Annotated in this window: 16 protein-coding genes and 1 pseudogene; 2 read left to right on the top strand and 15 right to left on the bottom strand. The window is 51.9% G+C overall.

The annotated features are described in order from the left end of the window. The first annotated feature begins 266 nt into the window (after window positions 1–266). On the top strand, window positions 267–1208 hold the full coding sequence (locus tag SPM24T3_RS07345) for an alpha/beta hydrolase (RefSeq protein WP_009636093.1): 942 nt from the start codon (window positions 267–269) through the stop codon (window positions 1206–1208). A 4-nt stretch (window positions 1209–1212) separates the two neighbouring features. Here SPM24T3_RS07345 and SPM24T3_RS07340 read toward each other — a convergent pair whose 3' ends face one another. The 3 genes from SPM24T3_RS07340 to SPM24T3_RS07330 all read right to left on the bottom strand — a co-directional run bounded on the left by SPM24T3_RS07340 (window position 1213) and on the right by SPM24T3_RS07330 (window position 4318). Next, entirely contained in the window at window positions 1213–2418 is a 1206-nt protein-coding gene (locus SPM24T3_RS07340; RefSeq protein ID WP_009636092.1) for an MFS transporter, read from the bottom strand. A 273-nt stretch (window positions 2419–2691) separates the two neighbouring features. Next, on the bottom strand, window positions 2692–3393 hold the full coding sequence (locus tag SPM24T3_RS07335; protein ID WP_009636091.1) for an alpha/beta fold hydrolase: 702 nt from the start codon (window positions 3391–3393) through the stop codon (window positions 2692–2694). Window positions 3394–3466: 73 nt separating this feature from the next. Beyond that, entirely contained in the window at window positions 3467–4318 is an 852-nt protein-coding gene (locus SPM24T3_RS07330) for a helix-turn-helix domain-containing protein (RefSeq protein ID WP_009636090.1), read from the bottom strand. 116 nt (window positions 4319–4434) lie between these two features. Between SPM24T3_RS07330 and SPM24T3_RS26135 the strand changes: the two genes are divergently transcribed. Next, the gene (locus SPM24T3_RS26135; RefSeq protein ID WP_009636089.1) at window positions 4435–5064 is read left to right on the top strand and encodes a helix-turn-helix domain-containing protein; all 630 of its coding nucleotides are present in this window, start codon (window positions 4435–4437) and stop codon (window positions 5062–5064) included. A 42-nt stretch (window positions 5065–5106) separates the two neighbouring features. Here the strand turns inward: SPM24T3_RS26135 and SPM24T3_RS07320 are convergent, their stop codons facing one another. The 12 genes and pseudogenes from SPM24T3_RS07320 to nac form a co-directional block, all read right to left on the bottom strand. After that, a complete protein-coding gene (locus SPM24T3_RS07320; protein ID WP_009636088.1) occupies window positions 5107–5325 on the bottom strand; it encodes a hypothetical protein in 219 nt (72 codons plus the stop codon). Window positions 5326–8141: 2816 nt separating this feature from the next. Further along, on the bottom strand, window positions 8142–8981 hold the full coding sequence (locus SPM24T3_RS07315; RefSeq protein ID WP_009636087.1) for an ABC transporter substrate-binding protein: 840 nt from the start codon (window positions 8979–8981) through the stop codon (window positions 8142–8144). A 97-nt stretch (window positions 8982–9078) separates the two neighbouring features. Then, the gene (locus tag SPM24T3_RS07310; RefSeq protein ID WP_009636086.1) at window positions 9079–9816 is read right to left on the bottom strand and encodes an amino acid ABC transporter ATP-binding protein; all 738 of its coding nucleotides are present in this window, start codon (window positions 9814–9816) and stop codon (window positions 9079–9081) included. 9 nt (window positions 9817–9825) lie between these two features. Then, window positions 9826–10578, bottom strand: a complete 753-nt coding sequence (locus tag SPM24T3_RS07305) for an amino acid ABC transporter permease (RefSeq protein ID WP_009636085.1) — start codon at window positions 10576–10578, stop codon at window positions 9826–9828. Between the two features lie 6 nt (window positions 10579–10584). Next, a complete protein-coding gene (locus tag SPM24T3_RS07300) occupies window positions 10585–11295 on the bottom strand; it encodes an amino acid ABC transporter permease (RefSeq protein WP_009636084.1) in 711 nt (236 codons plus the stop codon). A gap of 36 nt (window positions 11296–11331) precedes the next feature. After that, on the bottom strand, window positions 11332–12081 hold the full coding sequence (locus SPM24T3_RS07295) for an SDR family oxidoreductase (protein ID WP_009636083.1): 750 nt from the start codon (window positions 12079–12081) through the stop codon (window positions 11332–11334). A 160-nt stretch (window positions 12082–12241) separates the two neighbouring features. After that, entirely contained in the window at window positions 12242–13027 is a 786-nt protein-coding gene (locus tag SPM24T3_RS07290) for a LamB/YcsF family protein (protein WP_009636082.1), read from the bottom strand. A gap of 14 nt (window positions 13028–13041) precedes the next feature. After that, the gene (locus SPM24T3_RS07285) at window positions 13042–13449 is read right to left on the bottom strand and encodes a biotin/lipoyl-containing protein (protein ID WP_009636081.1); all 408 of its coding nucleotides are present in this window, start codon (window positions 13447–13449) and stop codon (window positions 13042–13044) included. Window positions 13450–13461: 12 nt separating this feature from the next. Further along, entirely contained in the window at window positions 13462–14424 is a 963-nt protein-coding gene (locus SPM24T3_RS07280; protein ID WP_009636080.1) for a biotin-dependent carboxyltransferase family protein, read from the bottom strand. Continuing rightward, window positions 14421–15089: a 5-oxoprolinase subunit PxpB gene (gene pxpB, locus SPM24T3_RS07275; RefSeq protein ID WP_009636079.1), complete on the bottom strand. Its 669-nt coding sequence runs from the start codon at window positions 15087–15089 to the stop codon at window positions 14421–14423. Before pxpB ends, SPM24T3_RS07280 begins: the two co-directional genes overlap by 4 nt. A 26-nt stretch (window positions 15090–15115) precedes the next feature. Continuing rightward, window positions 15116–16281: pseudogene (locus tag SPM24T3_RS07270) on the bottom strand (pyridoxal phosphate-dependent aminotransferase). A gap of 133 nt (window positions 16282–16414) precedes the next feature. After that, complete coding sequence (nac, locus tag SPM24T3_RS07265; protein WP_009636078.1) at window positions 16415–17338, bottom strand: nitrogen assimilation transcriptional regulator NAC; 924 nt, start codon at window positions 17336–17338, stop codon at window positions 16415–16417. Between the last annotated feature and the right edge of the window lie 68 nt (window positions 17339–17406).

The raw sequence follows: 17406 nt of genomic DNA, 5'->3' as shown, positions 1-17406 counted from the left end.
TTAATTTCACCCCACTTTAGCACTCGTGAACAGACGCCTTATGGATTTAAATGGCATTAGTTATGCGTCAATGTTCTGCCTGCACGACAGCCAATTGAACGGCCCTAACCTCTCACGAACATAAATGGCGCGCTAACTTTAAGATAAACTCATGATTTCATCACTTTTGATTGATACCCCTATTAGGGTAATTCAGAAGTTACTCAGAATTTTATCAGTAGCTATTTTTATAATTGTTCTAATTTTTATTAACAGCAGGTGATTGCATGAACCGTCGTAATTTTATTATCGGAGCCAGCGCGGCTTTTCTTGCCGGATGCGTAGATGCAAAAACACGGAGACAAGAGCCAGCCGCAGCAACAGAAAAGTTGCTACTTTGGCCTTCAACCCCGCCGGGTGGCGGTGGTCCCTCCGGTGAGATGGAAATAGGCAAACGTGGTGCTGTCAGCAACATCAGCGTGCCACATCTCACTGTTTATAGGCCCAAAAATCCCAATGGCTCAGCAATGTTGATTGCCGCAGGCGGGGGCTATAAACGTATTGAAATGGAAACCGAAGCACATCCCGCTGCCCGCTGGCTTGGCGAAAGAGGCATTACCGCATTCGTTCTTACTTATCGCTTACCCGCAGAAGGCTGGAGTGCAGGCGCCATGGCTCCTTTACAGGATGCCCAACGGGCGCTGCGACTCATTCGCGCCAATGCAGACAAATATCGAGTTGAGAAAAACAAGGTCGGCGTTCTGGGCTTTTCGGCAGGAGGACATTTACTCGGTATGGCGTCAGTGCGCTCCGATTTTAACTCCTATCGCGCTATCGATAATATAGACAATCACAGCGCCCGCCCCGACATCAGCGCACTTATCTATCCGATAATCACGCTAGAGGCCCCTTACTCAGACACCTCAACGGCACATATTTTAGTCGGAAGACATGCAGATGAGAAACAGGCGGCGCAGTGGTCAGTACAAAACTTTGTAACTCCACAAACACCGCCGATGTTTTTAGCGCAGGCCAAAGACGATCCGATTTCCAATCCAATGAATACGGTAATCATGCAGCAGGCCTGCGAAAAAATGCATGTGCCCTGTGAACTGCATCAGCTCGCCAGCGGCGGTCACGGTTTCGGCATGGGCAAACCAGGAACGCCTACCGAAATTTGGCCACATTTTTACCGCAGCTGGCTACAGCGTCAGGGCGAATTGAGTTAACTCGCTACTGCGGCTTGATTTCTGATTGTCGAGGCTGGGAAATAAAGATGCTCAATCCAGCCAGCAAAGCGAGCACTCCGCCGAGAATAAACGCGGCGGATGTGCCTTGGGTATCGGCCAATAATCCACCAAAAAAAGCACCGCAGGCGAGAGCTATCTGGAACACGCATACCATCAACGCTGAACCGCTTTCAAACATTGCAGGCGCTGCCTGATAGATCCAGATATTCAGACACACCGGCAATGCTCCGAAAGCCAATCCCCATAGAATGACCAGAATGCTGGCTGCCATTATGCTGTTACTCAGCTGAGAGGCGATTAACACTGAGCAAGCCAACAGCAGGATATTGCCCAGAAAAGCTTTTTTGACGCCGAATTCGCGCACGGTGACTTCAGTCAGGAAAGTACCGATAAGACCGGCCGCGCCGTAGCCCATCAGCAACAGAGAAAGATCTGACGCCGATAAACGCACTTGAAAACGTAACCAAGGTTCAAGATAGGTGTAGGCGGAAAACTGTGCAGCGGCCATAAAAATACCAATGATCAGGCCACGGCGGACGCCTTTAATTTTCGCTACGGTTAAAAGCGAACCTAAGCCAAGTGAATTCTGCGCAGGTAAAGATGGCAAGGCAGCCCATTGGTAGATGAAAACGGCCACCGCTAACACGGTGTTGATTGTAAACGCCATACGCCAGCCAAAAAGCTCCCCAATAAAGGCTCCGGCAGGCACCCCCGCCACTGTTCCCACTGCAACCCCGGCACTTATCAATGAGATAGCCCGCGAGCTTTGCGCTTCAGAAACCAGGCGTCGCCCGGCAGGGATTGCAAATGCCCAGAATCCTCCGACGCCAATGCCCAAGATCAGGCGACCCAGTAACAATGCCGGAAAAGTGTGTGCAAACATAGCGATAGCATTAGAAAGGATGATGGCCGAGGACAACAGCAGCAGCAATGTACGGCGGTTTAGCTTACGTGAAAAAAGCATTAACAAAGGAGCTGCCAACGCAGCGACCAGACCCGGCAGCATAATCGCCCAACCTGCCTGGCCCTCAGACACGTTGAGGGCGTGGGCTATCGGCGAAAGCAGGCCGATCGGTAAAAACTCGGTATTAACCAAGGCAAAGGTGCCGCAAGCCAGAGACATCACGGCCAGCCAGCGCCTCAGCGAAGACGTTTGTATTTCCGAGCCCAGAGTTGCACATTCAGTCATTATTATAATCCCACAGGTGTTTTTGTGGCTATAGAACGTGATGCAGATCACTACGTCAAGGGCGGTCCGCACAAACAGTATAGAAACAAAATATAACCCACTGAAACGATTGGAATATTATTAACAGTCTTTTCCTGCTGCCAGACAAACTTGTCGCCGTGGTTAAATGTCGGGAATGTCGGGAATGTCGGGAATGTCGATGGCAATTAGTATGTTGTAACTAAAACTTCAATCACAGCCTGATTTGCAGCTTCCTTGCTACAAATTGGAACATTATGGACGCTGCTCAAGCCAGCCGATGATTTCATGACACAGCGCTGCGGGCTGCTCGAGGGGGATCATATGCCCGCAATCTGCAATGATGCGCATTTCTGCCCCGGCGATATTTTCCTGCAACTCGTTTGATTCCTGCAGGCTCCGCATCCGGTCGTCTTGCGCTGCGATTACCAAAGTGGGGCATTTAATTTGCCCTAACGCGGCAGTATCGCTGTCGCGATCAAGACGAGACTGACGGACGAAAACGCCGTAGCCCAAACGCTGCCCCATGCTCTTAAGCCTTTGTAACAGCAACGGATCGTGACTACGCTCGGCGTGAAGGGAGTATCCTAACGACTGATTACTGAGGCCATTATAGGATTGCTCGGTAACGGCATCTGCCGCGCTGGCCTTGCTGCGCTGCTGCTGTGGCGAGTCGGCTCGACTGGAGGTGGCAACTAAAATCAATGCAGTAATTCGTTCCGGTATGCGCTGAACAATTTTGCGTGCGATATAACCGCCCATTGAGAAACCCAGCAATACAAACTCTGGCGGACACTGTTCAATGATGCGATCGGCCATCTGATCCATGGTCTCGCCCTGATTGAGCTGAGCCATTGTCAACCTCGCCCCGCCTTGCTGCAAAGGTGCAACAATATCGTCCCACAGCCGGTCGTCGGTCATATAACCGGGGATAAGCACCAGATTACCTATAGCCATCTTGCAATATTTTCCTTGAGGCTTGATTACAAAACTGACGCCAGGGTGTGCAATAAATAGCGCCAGTTTCTTATTATGAAGCGAGGCTTTCCGTTAAGGAGAATCCGCGAATGGTCATTTCCGGGCTGTTTACGCAATCAGAAAGATATCGCGCTGGCGGTTTGCCCTGCGCTTTACGAAACATGGTGACAAAACTACTGGCACTTTCATAGCCTAAATCGAAAGCAACGGTTTGAACACTGTGGCCTTCCGACAACTTTTGCAACGCGAGGATCACGTGCAGCTGTTTCCGCCAGCGATGGACACTGACTCCGACCTGACTGACGAAAGTCCGGCTCAGGCTGCGTTCGCTCATGCCAATACGCCCCGCCCATTCCGCCAGGGTTGATTTATCTGATGGGTGCAGCAACATACCGTCGGTCACCTGGCGCAGTCGATTATCTCTTGGCAGTGGCAGATACAAATTTTCGACTTGCGCCACCGCCAACTGGTCAAGCAACACATTGATCATCTTGCCTTCTGGCCCTTGCTCGTCATACAACAGCGGGAAATGCGCGGCGTGCAGCAGCAGCTCCCGCAGTAATGGGCTAACGGACAAAGTGCAACAGGTGGTGGGTAAAGATAAATTAGCATCAGGCTCAACAAACAGGCTGTAACACTGATTAACACCGGTTCCGCGCGCCGAGTGCATCAATCCGCTGGGGATCCACACCGCGCACTGCGGTGGAACAACCCAAACCCCCTGCTCTAGCTCGCAGCTAATGATGCCTTCTAGCGTATAAATCAGCTGTGATTTACGATGGCGATGCATCGCCATTTCCCATGCCCCATTGGCTCGCGCGGCCCCGACGGCAATCACAGGTCTATCGATTTCATCAATAGATACGCGGTTACAATCGCCCGGATGACACTGAATTATTGGCATCGATTATCAAGACTCCGTAAGGTTTTGGCTGCTTTGATAAATAATATGGCCGAATTGCGCATTGTAGTCCAGCGTGAGGAGTGGCTAAATGGCATCCTTAACGGGAGAATTTAAATATGTATCACGAAAGTATTGTCAGTGAACTGTTGGATTGGATTGAACACAACCTGGATCAATCCTTAACATTAGATACCATTGCCGCGAAATCGGGCTACTCCAAATGGCACTTGCAACGCCTGTTTAAAAGCTTCACCGGTCAAACTCTTGGCACTTATACCCGCCAGCGCCGTTTGACTATGGCAGCAACTGAATTACGGATGACACAAAATTCAGTTCTGCGCATTGCTGACAAATATCAGTTCGACTCTCAGCAAACCTTTACCCGCACGTTCAAAAAACAGTTTAAAACTACGCCTGCGGTGTATCGTCGGTTAGAGCAGTGGCCGAGTTTCGGTTTATACCCAAAAATCGAGCTGGATGAAACTCACGCCGAAATTACAGCGGCATTAGGCGTTACCGAGAAAATGAGTAAGTCGGCCGAGGTAACCAAAGCTGAAGCATCAAAGGTCACTGTTGCAAAAGTAGGAGTGATGGCTGGAGAGGAAATGGAAGTCAAGGCGACGGTTTCGGGCGAAAGCGAATTGGAATGGATGGGTATTAAAACTGCGCCGAGCTACAATTGCCAAAAAACTGCCTGGCAAAATTGGAAACCATGCTGTGACGGCGCTGTCTCTAAAACCTGTTAATTGCTGGCCGGGAGAAATTGTCTCTCCCAGCCGGATTTAGCATCATTTAATCTTGTTAATCAACGATCCTAGCAACTGGGTTCTGTCCCGCTCAACTGTTGTCTCATGCATACACTTGGCGAACGGCTCCGTTCCCATTGCATAACCATATTGTTTGCAGCGCTGTTGATCTTGCTCAACCTGCATGTTTTGCATACCGCAGCCCGACAAAAGCGTTACCGCACCCAAAGCAGCCGAAATCAAAGTCATTTTAAGGTTCATATCTTCCCGCTATTCATTAAAGTTGTTAGGAAAAACGAACGCGAAATATCAGAGGGTTAACTGGAGATTATTCCGCTTTATTCGCCTTCGTTTTAATGCGGTTAAGATATAGCTGCATCGGGGGGGAAGATATCTGACAAGTACGGTTTAAGGTTTTGGATTTAGAATCTACTTTAACTTCAAATTTAAATTCAACTTCAACTTCATGCGCTTCGCTTACTGGGCTGCGGCCCAGACCGCCTCAAGGGTGGCATTTATTCTTTTTAATCCTCAAAAAACTATTTTAAATCAGAAGATTTAAGTCAAAATCTTGTGCTGCGCATGGCTTGGGTGCTGCGCACGGCGTTTAGCTTAACTTCAAATTCAACTTCATGCGCTTCGCTTACTGGGCTGCGGCCCAGACCGCCTTAAGGGTGGCCTGTGGGCCGCCACCCTTAAGAATCCCAGGCCCTTGTCGCCGTTGAATAAAACGGTTCTCAAGTTTGTAGCTCTTTCCAGTCACTCCTGTGTGTGGCGCGTTGCCGCGTGGCTCCGCCATTCCTTCGCTCGGTCAGGAGCCAAAAACGTCTCCCTCCCCTCACTCAGCGCCGTCACGGAGTGCGCCATTAATAGCTCCTAGGGAAAACCGCTTCCTCCTTTTTCAAATAAAACTCACAACGGCAAAGGAAAAATAATTAGTAAGGGCGACGGATTTTTGACTTTATGCCGGATGGAAAGTTTTTGGACCTAAGGTCAGGTTGCCGATTTTTCTTTAATAGCCCTGATTGGCGGCCTCGGGGCGGCGCTGAGGGAGGGAGAAAGACGTTTTTGGCTTTCGAACGAACGAGGGGACCGCGCAGCGGCGCGACCAACGCCACACACGGGAGTCACTGAAACGAACTCGTCGTCTGGTGCCGTACAGGCAAACAACACCCAAAGGGCGCGGAGATGCAAGAGGGCTCGCCCTGGAGACCTCTTGCCCGGTTCCGGCGTTGCCGGTTAAATGACCATTGAAATTAATGAACCGGAAAAAATGCTCGGAGTTTATCGGTCTTAAAAGTTGCTCGCGACCAACGCAACTCTTGATGCTGCGCATGGCCTTTAACTTTAACTTCAAATTCAAATTCAACTTCATGCGCTTCGCTTACTGGGCTGCGGCCCAGACCGCCTCAAGGGTGGCCCTTGGGCCGCCACCCTTAAGAATCCCGGGCCCTTGTCGCCGTTGAATAAAACGGTTCTCAAGTTTGTAGCTCTTTCCAGTCACTCTTCTGTGTGGCGCGTTGCCGCGTGGCTCCGCCATTCCTTCGCTCGGTCAGGAGCCAAAACGTCTCCTTCCTCTCACTCAGCGCCGTCACGGAGTGCGCCAATATTAGCCCCTAGGGAAAACCGCTCCCTCCTTTTTTAAATAAAACTCACAACTGAAAAGGAAAAATAATTAGTAAGGGCGATGGATTTTTGACTTTATGCCGGATGGAAAGTTTAGGACCTAAGGTCAGGTTGCCTGTCTTTTTAATTGTCGAGATTGGCGGCCTCGGGGCGGCGCTGAGGGAGGGAGAAAGACGTTTTTGGCTTTCGAACGAACGAAGGGACCGCGCAGCGGCGCGACCAACGCCACACACAGTGGCAACTGAAACAAACTCATCGTCTGGTGCCGTACGGGCAAACGACACCCAAAGGGCGCGGAGATGCAAGAGGGCTCGCCCTGGAGACCTCTTGCCCGGTTCCGGCGCGGCCGGTTAAATGACCCTTGAAATAAGTGAACCGGAAAAACGCCTCAGAGTTTTTCGGCCTTAGAAGTTAATCGCGACCAACGGCACACTTGATGCTGCGCATGGCCTTTAGCTTAACTTCAAATTCAAATTCAACTTCATGCGCTTCGCTTACTGGGCTGCGGCCCAGACCGCCTCAAGGGTGGCCCTTGGGCCGCCACCCTTAAGAATCCCGGGCCCTTGTCGCCGTTGAATAAAACGGTTCTCAAGTTTGTAGCTCTTTCCAGTCACTCCTCTGTGTGGCGCGTTGCCGCGTGGCTCCGCCATTCCTTCGCTCGGTCAGGAGCCAAAAACGTCTCCCTCCTCTCACTCAGCGCCGTCACGGAGTGACGCCAATATTAGCCCCTAGGGAAAACCGCTCCCTCCTTTTTTAAATAAAACTCACAACGGCAAATGAAAAATAATTAGTAAGGGCGATGGATTTTTGACTTTATGCCGGATGGAAAGTTTAGGACCTAAGGTCAAGCAGCTAAAAAGAAAAACCGGCAACTCTACGGCGGTCAAAAGCCGCTCTCACCAAGATAGATCTCTTAGGTTTGTTCAAGACTAAATATAACTTTTGATTTCGTTTCTGAATTAATAAAACCGATATTCACAGAATGTCACCTTCAAAAGAAAATTTTTGTCAGAAGGAAGGTCTTTTGACCTCAGCTTAGGTTGCCGGTTTTTCTTTAATAGCCCTGATTGGCGGCTTCGGGGCGGCGCTGAGGGAGTGAGAAAGACGCTTTTGGCTTTCGAACGAACGAGGGGACCGCGCAGCGGCGCGACCAACGCCACACACGGGGGGCACTGAAACGAACTCATCGTCTGGTGCCGTACAGGCAAACGACACCCAAAGGGCGCGGAGATGCAAGAGGGCTCGCCCTGGAGACCTCTTGCCCGGTTCCGGCGCGGCCGGTTAAATATCCATTGAAATTCGTGAACCGGAAAACGGCTCAGCGTTTATCTGTCTTAGGAGTCAACCATAAAATTTAGACTTAAGAACCGGCCTTTAAAGTTGACCCTAAGAATAAAACTTAAGAATTAATCTTAAAAATTGCCTTTAGATTCCAAATCTAAAATCTAAACTCAGTCCAACGGCTGGAACTTCAGGCTGCTTAACGGTTGCACCTTGTCTTCTCGCACCATCTTGTAAGAGGTATTTGGCCCAATCCATTTATCCCAAATTTTGTCTATCTCACCCGAATCATCCATCGCTTTCAGACTGGCGTTAACCTTGGTCAGCAATGCAGGTTCACCCTGCTTCATGCCGATACCAATGGGTTCCAGCGCCATCGGGAACGAGGTCATGGCCAGATTGACACCCCCTGCCTTGGCCTGCTCAATCATTTTGATGGCGGTCATTGTGTTGGTGACAAAGCCCACCGACTTATTCTGCTGCAGTGCCAGGTAAGCCGACGCGGTGTCCTGGAAAGTAATCGCTTTGGCGCCAGCCAGATAAATAGACTGCTCAGACGTCGTGCCCTTGGTCGAACTAAGGCGTTTCCCTTTAAAAAAAGTGATCGGTTCGGCGGCATTTTTATCTTTTACCACCAGCATCTCTTTCGCTACATAATAAGGATCGCTGAACTGAATCTGAGCAGCGCGGCTTTTGGTGTAGGCCAGATTGGCGATCAGCACATCGACACGCCCTGTGGTCAATACTGGAATGCGCGCCTCAACCGAAGTCGGCATCAGATTGAGTTTCACGCCCATTTGTTTCGCCAATGCCCCACAGAGATCGACGTCCATGCCTACCAATTGGCGCGTCTGTGGATCCGGTGAAGAAAAGGGTGGCACATCAGAATAAACGCCACAGTTTAACTGTCCGCGCGCCTGAATATCGCTGAGCATGTCGGCATGGGCCGAGAGGGTGTTCAGCGCAATTGGGCTCAACAGTAGTGCAAAAGACAGTGTTTTAATTTTCATCAGTCATTTTCCCGAATAGTGTTCAAAATTAAGTGACAGCGTCACAGATAATTAATGCAAGTTCATCAGAAACGGGTATAAAACCATCGACAATAAATTAATGCTGGCGTAAATCACTCAAGAAACGTTGGGCGCGTGCATGCCCCGGTCGAGTAAAGAAACGCTCCGGCGGCGCTTTTTCGAGTATTTTTCCTTCATCCATAAACCAAATAGTATCAGCCACTTCACGAGCAAAATTCATTTCGTGAGTCACACACATCATGGTCATCCCTTCCTGCGCCAGCCCGCGCATTACGCTAAGTACTTCGCCGACCATTTCCGGGTCCAGCGCGCTGGTAGGTTCATCGAACAGCATCACTGGTGGCTTCATCGCCAAGGCCCTGGCGATTGCCACACGCTGCTGCTGTCCGCCGGAAAGCTGCAACGGATAAGCTTCGGCCTTGTGCGCCAAACCAACACGTTCAAGCAACGCCATCGCCTCTTTACGAGCCTGTGATTTGCGAACGCCAAGGACTTTAACCGGCGAAATCATCACGTTTTCCAGCACTGAAATGTGCGGAAAAAGATTAAAGTTCTGAAACACAAATCCAATGCGAGTGCGCAGCTGGTTTAACCGCGTGCTGGTGCCATTGATGTCCAATCCCTCAAACAGGATTTGTCCATTCTGAATCGGCTCCAGGCGATTCACCGTGCGAATCAGCGTAGATTTACCCGAGCCAGAAGGCCCGCAAACCACGACTACCTCACCACTGCGGATTTCCGCACTCAGGTCAGTCAGAGCCTGATATTCGCCATACCATTTATTGACCTGGTTAAACATGATTAGCGGGGTCATCTCTGCTCCTTATTGAATGATTTCAGGGGATAGCGTGGATGAAGGTGTCACCGCCAATGCCCCTTGATGACGAATACGCTGCTGGGCAATACGCTTTTCAAGGCGATTGGCAACCCAGGTCAGGCTGAAACAAATCACGTAATAACTCAGCGCCACAATCGCAAACACCTGAAAAGGCTTGGTCAGTAACTGGTTGCTGACCTGATTGGCAGCAAAAGTCAGTTCCTGCACATTGATCACATAGCCGAGAGTACTGTCCTTGATGATTGAAACCAGTTGGCTTATCAGGCTCGGCAAGGTGTTGTACAGCGCCTGCGGCAAAATAATCAGTCGGAAGGTTTTGAAATAGCTCATCCCCAGAGCTCGCGAGGCCTCGTATTGGCCGGGCGGCAGCGCCTGAATACCACCACGCACAATTTCGGCAATATAGGCGCTTTCATAAATCACCAGCGTGCAGGCCATCGTGGCGAAACCGTTGATATCGTGGCCCAGCAACATCGGCACGCAAAAATAGGTCCAAAACACCACCATCATCAGAGGAATGCCACGGAACAGGTAAACCCAAACCGCAGAAACCACCCTGACAGTTTTGAACGGCGAGATACGCGCCATCGCCAGCAAAATACCCAATGGAACTGCGAACAGCATCGCCACCAGCGACAGCAGCAGCGTATTGGCCAAACCGCCGAGAGAACCGTGTGGGTACTGACCGACTAAAAACAGCATCCAGTATTGATGCACAATGCTGAAGAAATCTGACATGGCCACTTACCTCGCCATAGCACGCTGAAAATGTCGGGCTACCAGTGCGCCGCCTCCCATCAACAGCAGTGAGAAAAACAGGTACGCCACCGAGGCCACCAGGTAAATTTCAAACGTTCTGAAAGTCTGATTCTCGATCTCACGGGTGACATAAGTGAGTTCCGCGACACCAATAACCATCGCCAGACTGGTATTCTTAAACAGCAGCACCGTGTGATTAATCAATGAAGGCAAAGCGTTACGCAGCCCTTGCGGCAAAATAATCAGCCGCATTGATTTCACATAACTCATGCCCAGCGCGCGCGATGCCTCGGTTTGACCAGCCGGGATAGCGCGCAGCCCGCTACGAATATCCTCGGAAAAATAGGCCGCCTGACAGAGACTCAGCGCCATCAAGGCGAAAATAAATTCGGCGTTCTGGTCGTTAATCCAGTCTTGTAACCCTTCCGGCAGCAGGGTTGGAATGGCGAAGTACCACATCATCAACTGCACTAAAGTCGGCACATTTCGATGATAGGAAACGTAGATACTGACCAGCGCGACGGCGATACGTTTGTCGGTCAGGCGAATGACTACCAGCAACAGCGCCAGAATCATTGCCAACATCCACGAGCCAATCGCCAGCTTTAGCGTCAATTCAATGCCGTTTACCAGCATGCCGCCATACTGGCCCTGCATCACCGCGGCAATGTCAAAACTGTTCTTCAACGCAGCCATTACGACCTCCCGTGAGCCAATAATTCAAAACCTTTACTAACCTGCATCACCCGGGCGCATGGTGGAAAGCCCGCCCGGCACTTGCAAGGTTGGAGTGATCTCGATGTTGCCGATATTGACCGCTATCGGCATGGCAATGGCGAAAGCTACGGTGTCAGCAATATCTTTGGCGGTTGGCAGTTCGAAGCCGTCGATAAACTGCTTTTTCGCCCCCTCTTTGTCACCGGAAACATTGCCAAAGATATCGGTTGCCACACGACCCGGACAGATTTCAGTCACGCGAACCCGTTTGCCGTAACAGTCAACACGCAGCTGACGCGACAGCGCGTGAACGCCGGCCTTGGTGGCGTGATAAATCGAGTTACCGCCAAAGTTATAGATGGCTGCGATTGAAGTAATGTTGATGATATGTCCGCGGTCGCGCGCCATCATGCCCGGCACAGTGAGGCGGCACAGGTGCAGCACGGCGCGCAGGTTAACGTCAACCTGCGCATCGACGTACTCTTCTTTTGCAGTGGCAATTGAACCGGGATGCGAGATGCCGGCATTATTGACCAACACGTCAATTTCAATTTCGCTGCACAGGCGGGTCAACGCATCAACATCGCTGACGTCAATAACATGAGGAATACAGCCGGTGCGGCTGGCCAGAGCGGCCAGTTCGCTTTCGCGGCGGGCGACGGCATGAACGGTCAACCCTTCCTTGCACAAACGCTCAACGATGGCTTCTCCCATTCCAGCTGAAGCTCCGGTGACCAACGCAACTTTATAATCTGAAAACGGCATGATAATTCCTCTTTAATATTGCCGCAGATGCCCTTCCGGCGGCTGGCAGTGGAGATAGTTCGAATGTATCGGGTAATGTCTTTTACGGATAAGACATAAAGGGTGTGTGGCAATAAGGTCATCTTATGAAGCGTCACGCCCTTCTCTATCATGTTGTTATTTAATTATTTAATGACAGTAGCTGCCGCGATAGCGGCCTGATTTGGCAGTCCGGCGTTTGTTCAATCTCTTGCCGAATGCGTTTTGCCAGCGCCACCGCGCCTGCGGTATCGCCGTGAAGCAAAATTGATGAAACCGCCATCGGTATTTTCACCCCTTCGATGCTGGTTAAGGTGCCTTCGGTCAACCATTGGCGGATACGCGCACTTATCGCTTGCGGGTCGTGGATCACCGCCCCCGGTTTGCCTCGGCTGACCAGCATTCCGTCAGTGTGATAGGCCCGGTCGGCCAATAGCGTGCAGGCAACTTTCATGTTCAGCTCTCTGGCGCAGCGTTCCACTGCATTACCCGCCGTGGTGCTGATAATTAAACCCGAGTCAAACGCCTTTACCGCCTGAAGCAGCGGCATCGCCAATGCCTCATCCTCTGCCGCCATATTGCCCAGCGCGCCATGAAAGCTCATATGGCTCAGCGGATAATCGGCGACACGAGCGAATCCAGCTAAAGCACCGAGCTGATAAATCACATATTTCGCCATTGTCTCGCCGTCTATCTGCATACGGCGGCGTCCAAAACCCATCAAATCTGGAAAGCCGACGTGCGCGCCGAGATCGATGCCGAGTTCCTTGGCGCTGTTCACACTTTCGGCCATGGTGTTGGCATCTCCGGCATGAAAACCGCAGGCAATGTTGGCCGAACTGATAATCGACATCAGCGATTTATCATCAGCGATACGATAGTCGCCAAAGCCCTCACCGAGATCGGCATTGAGATCAATTAAGCGCATAAAAGGCTCCTAAGTTATTTATAAACAACAGCCTGCGGTTTAATTGAATACAGCACGCGGCCTTGCCCAACCTGTTCACCATTGCTGACTGCCAGATTGACTACCTCGCCGTCCAGCGGGCTGCGGATGGGCAATATCAGCTCTCCGGTCTGCAAAAAACCCAGACAATCACCGGCCTTTACTTGAGTGCCACAGCCTAACGGCGCTTTTTCCTGCATCGGATGAGTGGCCCAAAACTGCCCTTTTTTGACCGCTTTGCACACTACCGACTCGGCCGGTTTAGCAAACGCTGCATTTGGAAAATGGCTCTGGTCGGCACAGCGCAACCGCAGTAAAAAATCCTTACCACTAATTTCAATATTTCCCAGCCCGGATGCCTGCATTTTCTGGGCAATCTGGCGTATTTCGTTAATCGCTATCATCTTTCACCCTGATTACGCATGACCCAGATTTTTTATCTGTTTCTCAACCTGTTGGAGATATTGCAGCTGCTCTTGCCAGGCTTCACGCGCTTGCGCAAAGTTGCACTCTACAAAACGAATACTGCGCCCCGGAGGGATTTGCCCCAGCAGCCATAAATCGGCCTCAATCACCGTGGCAAATTTCGGATAACCGCCGCTGGGCTGGGCATCACTCATCTGGATAATCGGCTGCCCGTTGTGCGGCACCTGAATGACTCCGGGGACGATGCCGTGAGAACGCATTTCCATGGTTTCCAGCGCCACCAATGCTTTACCTTCGAGCCGATAGCCATAACGGTTGCTTTGCGGCGTGATTTTCCAGTCTTGCTGCCAAAAACGCTGGCGTGAAGCTTCGGTATAAGCCAGATTTTCGCCAGCAGGCAGCACACGTATTGTTTGCACCTCAGCGCCGAGATTGGCAAACCTTAGCCACGGCGAGGCAATGCCGAGGTCAGTTTTCAGCTTGCGCTGCGGCTCGACAGCCGACAGCTGGTCACCCTTTTGCAGTCCACGCCCTTTAAATCCGCCAAACGCCCCGCGCAGTTGGGTACTTCGCGATCCCAACACTTCAGGTACGTCGATACCGCCGGGAAGATGCAAATAGGCACGCGCCGAATGACGAGAAGCCTTAACCGTCAACCTTTGCCCAGCCACGGCTTGCGCCACCCACCATGGCGGCAGCAACTTGCCATCAAGCAGGCTCTCGCCATCGTTGCCGGTTACCGCAAAGGCACAGTCTTTTAAAAAACGAACCTGAAAAGGAAACAGCGGAATTTCTATCGCCGCCGCACCGGATTCATTACCCAGCAGCAAATTCCCCAGTTGTAGCGCCAAGGGGTCCATCGCCCCTGCGCGACCCACGCCGTAGTTCAAACAACCGCTACGCCCTAAATCCTGAACGCTGGTTAGCGCCGTCGTTTTTTCAATTTCAATCATGACAGCACCTTCTTTACCCGAAATTGCAGGCTGTCACCGGGGCGCAGCATCACCGGAGGCGTGGCCGCCGCATTGAAAAACACATATTCGGTATGGCCGATAGTGTTCCAGCCGCTGGGTCCGGCAGAGGCTGAAACGCCGGTTTGCACGCCACCAATCGAGACGGCACCGCCGGGAATGCTCATTACCGGTGTCTGTCGGCGCGGGGTGGCAATCGCCGGGTCCATGCCGCCGAGATAGCAATAACCGGGGTGGCTGCCCAGCGCATAAACTGGATACTGCGGTTGGGCATGACGGCGCACTATTTCGGCGATACTCAGGCCGGTATACTCGGCGACGTCGCAAATGTGCGGTCCATATTCCCCGCCGTAATACACCGGCAGCTCAATGACTCTGCCCTCGAGAGTTTGCGCCTCACCGCGCTGCCATTCGGCCTGCAACGCCTCATACAGTGGCTCGAGTTCTTCCGGCGGCTGATGAAAAGTCAGCATCAGGTTATTCATCCCCGGCACAGCTTCGGCCACCCATGGCCACTGTTTGACCTGAGTCGACAACGCCCAGATGCGCTGCTGATTTTCCAGACTCATCACACCGGGTGCTTCAAACAGCATCGCGCGGCTGCCCAGTTGACTGATAACCGGCTGTGTCAAGGTTTCAATCTTCATGGCGTGTTCCCTCGTCATGGCTGTCATCAGGATAAAGACGCGAGGCCGCGTTTGAGTCGCACCAGACCTTCGACAATGATTTCCTGGCTGGCGGCGTAAGACAGGCGAATGTGTGATTCCCCTGCTGCGCCAAACTCACTGCCTGGCCGGACGGCAATGCCGAAGTTGCGCAAGATTGCGACCATTTCCAGCGAGGGTATTGGCGCAGAATAAGAAGGGAAGCAGTAAAATGCCCCTTCCGGCTCGTTGAGTTTCAAACCGGGAATGGCATTGAGTCCGGCAATCATCAGTTCGCGGCGTTGAGCATAAATTTTGTGCATCTCCCGCACGTCTTGGGCACATTCTTCAATCGCCGTCAGTGCCGCGTACTGCACGGCGGTATTGACCGAGCTGTTTAAAGAGTTGTGAATGCGGGCGGCGGCGGCAATCATTTTTGCCGGACCAGCCAGATAACCGATGCGCCAGCCTGTCATCGCGTAGCTTTTGGAGAAGGTCTGGCAGTACAGAGTGCGGCCACGGAAGGCCTCTATTTGCAGCGCGGAGGTAAACGGCTTATCGGCAAACACCAGATCACTATAGGCTTCGTCGGCAACCACCAAAGTATTGCTGGCCTTGACGATTTCGCCCAAGGCTTCGATTTCTGCGCGCGAATGAACAATGCCGGTTGGGTTGCCCGGATTGCAGAAAACAAACAGCCGCGCGCCGCGCATAGCGGCTTCCAGCGCCTCAATGTCCCAGTGCAAGTCTGGCTTGCAAGGCACAGGGACACAGATCCCCCGGCCATATTGACCAAGTCGGCATACAGAGAATAAGTAGGATCGGGAATCACTACGCGATCGCCGGGATTGACAATCGACAGGATGGCAGCAGAAAGCCCGCCCGTGCCACCGTGGGTCACCAAAATTTCGCTCGTTCCCACCTCGACGCCCGACTGAGCCGAAATCAGCCGAGCCAGCGCCAGACACAGCGGTTTTTCACCTGATTGCGGTGCGTAATGGGTCAGCCCCTGATTGAGGGCATCGGCAGCCGCTTTGATAATACGCGGTGGCGTATCAAAATCAGGCTCGCCGACGGCAAGAGAGATAATATCCTGCGTAGTGGCCGGTTGCTGAACCCGCAACGAAGTCCGTTCGATACGCAATACCGCTTGCGACGCCGTAAAATCTACAACTTCATCCTGCTGTGAAGACATTTTGACTCACCCTCAAGTGTGCTGGTCGGTTAATACGGCCACTGTAGACTGCCGTTGAATCAGCCAGTAAGAGGGTTTCCCTGTGTGGTGATAAGAGAGTCTTATTAATGAGTTAAGCTGTTGTTAAACATGATCAATGAACCAGCATCAGCGGGCGATTGTCTTGCGTTCTCTTGACCATTAATGACAGCAAAATGTCTTTTACCGCCTGCGCGGGTGGCGACAGAGATAAATGGTCAGACATGCAGAACGATAGCGGGGCCTGAATGCCCGGAGAAACAATACGCGACAGCCAGACACCCGGCTGTGCGGCCATCGCGCGGGCGGCAGATTCCGGCAAAATAGTCACCCCCAGACCATTGAGCACTGCGGCATTCAGCGTGGAAGGCGATTCAATCTCGGCAATGATATTGGCTTTGAGCTTTTCACGCAGCAGCGTTTCATCCACCAGCCGACGTACCACGTTATAGGGCCGTGGCATGAACAAATCGCGTTTGACCACCTCGGCAAGGTCGATAGAGGGCCCCGGTGTGGCGACTGCAGCCGAACCGACCAGGAACAACTCTTCTTTCATAAGCGGGACGAATGACAGGCCGTGTACAGGCTTATCGCCATAGATCACCGCCATATCCATGCGGCCATTCATGATTTGCTCGCTCATCGGCGAACCAAAGTTCTCGTTGAGATACAAGACGATACCTGGATGCTGCGTTTTCACGGCTTGAATCAACGGCATGGCCAGCAACGAGGCGGCGGTAAAGGGGGCCAGCCCCACAGAAACGGAGCCGCCCAACGCACTCCCCGCACTATCTACGGCACTCTGCGCCTGCTCGCATTGACGCAAAATAGTTTGCGCGTGGGTGTAGAGAATTTTACCGGCTTCAGTCGGCGTCACCCCGCGTTTAGTACGGATCAGCAACTGTTGATCAAGCTCGCTTTCCAGCGCCGCCAGCTGTTGGCTTAACGCCGGTTGCGCAATGTGCAACACTTCGGCTGCCTGCGTCAGGCTGCCGATGTCCACGATTTTAACGTAATACTTTAAACGCCGGAGATTCATAGCTGACCTCGTTGAAAATGCCCTTACCTAATAAGGTAAAAGCAATTTTCGGGCCACATACTTTATCA

The organism is Serratia sp. M24T3, assembly GCF_000257645.1.
In the GTDB taxonomy this organism is placed as follows: Bacteria; Pseudomonadota; Gammaproteobacteria; order Enterobacterales; family Enterobacteriaceae; genus Rouxiella.
The sequence above is the reverse complement of the archived record's forward strand: the minus strand, read 5'-3'. Positions and strand labels throughout refer to the sequence as shown.

Bases quoted from the DNA above. Each gene is read 5' to 3' on its own strand.
- SPM24T3_RS07345 (WP_009636093.1), top strand. From the start codon at position 267: ATGAACCGTCGTAATTTTATTATCGGAGCCAGCGCGGCTTTTCTTGCC.
- SPM24T3_RS07340 (WP_009636092.1), bottom strand. From the start codon at position 2,418: ATGACTGAATGTGCAACTCTGGGCTCGGAAATACAAACGTCTTCGCTG.
- SPM24T3_RS07335 (WP_009636091.1), bottom strand. From the start codon at position 3,393: ATGGCTATAGGTAATCTGGTGCTTATCCCCGGTTATATGACCGACGAC.
- SPM24T3_RS07330 (WP_009636090.1), bottom strand. From the start codon at position 4,318: ATGCCAATAATTCAGTGTCATCCGGGCGATTGTAACCGCGTATCTATT.
- SPM24T3_RS26135 (WP_009636089.1), top strand. From the start codon at position 4,435: ATGTATCACGAAAGTATTGTCAGTGAACTGTTGGATTGGATTGAACAC.
- SPM24T3_RS07320 (WP_009636088.1), bottom strand. From the start codon at position 5,325: ATGAACCTTAAAATGACTTTGATTTCGGCTGCTTTGGGTGCGGTAACG.
- SPM24T3_RS07315 (WP_009636087.1), bottom strand. From the start codon at position 8,981: ATGAAAATTAAAACACTGTCTTTTGCACTACTGTTGAGCCCAATTGCG.
- SPM24T3_RS07310 (WP_009636086.1), bottom strand. From the start codon at position 9,816: ATGACCCCGCTAATCATGTTTAACCAGGTCAATAAATGGTATGGCGAA.
- SPM24T3_RS07305 (WP_009636085.1), bottom strand. From the start codon at position 10,578: ATGTCAGATTTCTTCAGCATTGTGCATCAATACTGGATGCTGTTTTTA.
- SPM24T3_RS07300 (WP_009636084.1), bottom strand. From the start codon at position 11,295: ATGGCTGCGTTGAAGAACAGTTTTGACATTGCCGCGGTGATGCAGGGC.
- SPM24T3_RS07295 (WP_009636083.1), bottom strand. From the start codon at position 12,081: ATGCCGTTTTCAGATTATAAAGTTGCGTTGGTCACCGGAGCTTCAGCT.
- SPM24T3_RS07290 (WP_009636082.1), bottom strand. From the start codon at position 13,027: ATGCGCTTAATTGATCTCAATGCCGATCTCGGTGAGGGCTTTGGCGAC.
- SPM24T3_RS07285 (WP_009636081.1), bottom strand. From the start codon at position 13,449: ATGATAGCGATTAACGAAATACGCCAGATTGCCCAGAAAATGCAGGCA.
- SPM24T3_RS07280 (WP_009636080.1), bottom strand. From the start codon at position 14,424: ATGATTGAAATTGAAAAAACGACGGCGCTAACCAGCGTTCAGGATTTA.
- pxpB (WP_009636079.1), bottom strand. From the start codon at position 15,089: ATGAAGATTGAAACCTTGACACAGCCGGTTATCAGTCAACTGGGCAGC.
- nac (WP_009636078.1), bottom strand. From the start codon at position 17,338: ATGAATCTCCGGCGTTTAAAGTATTACGTTAAAATCGTGGACATCGGC.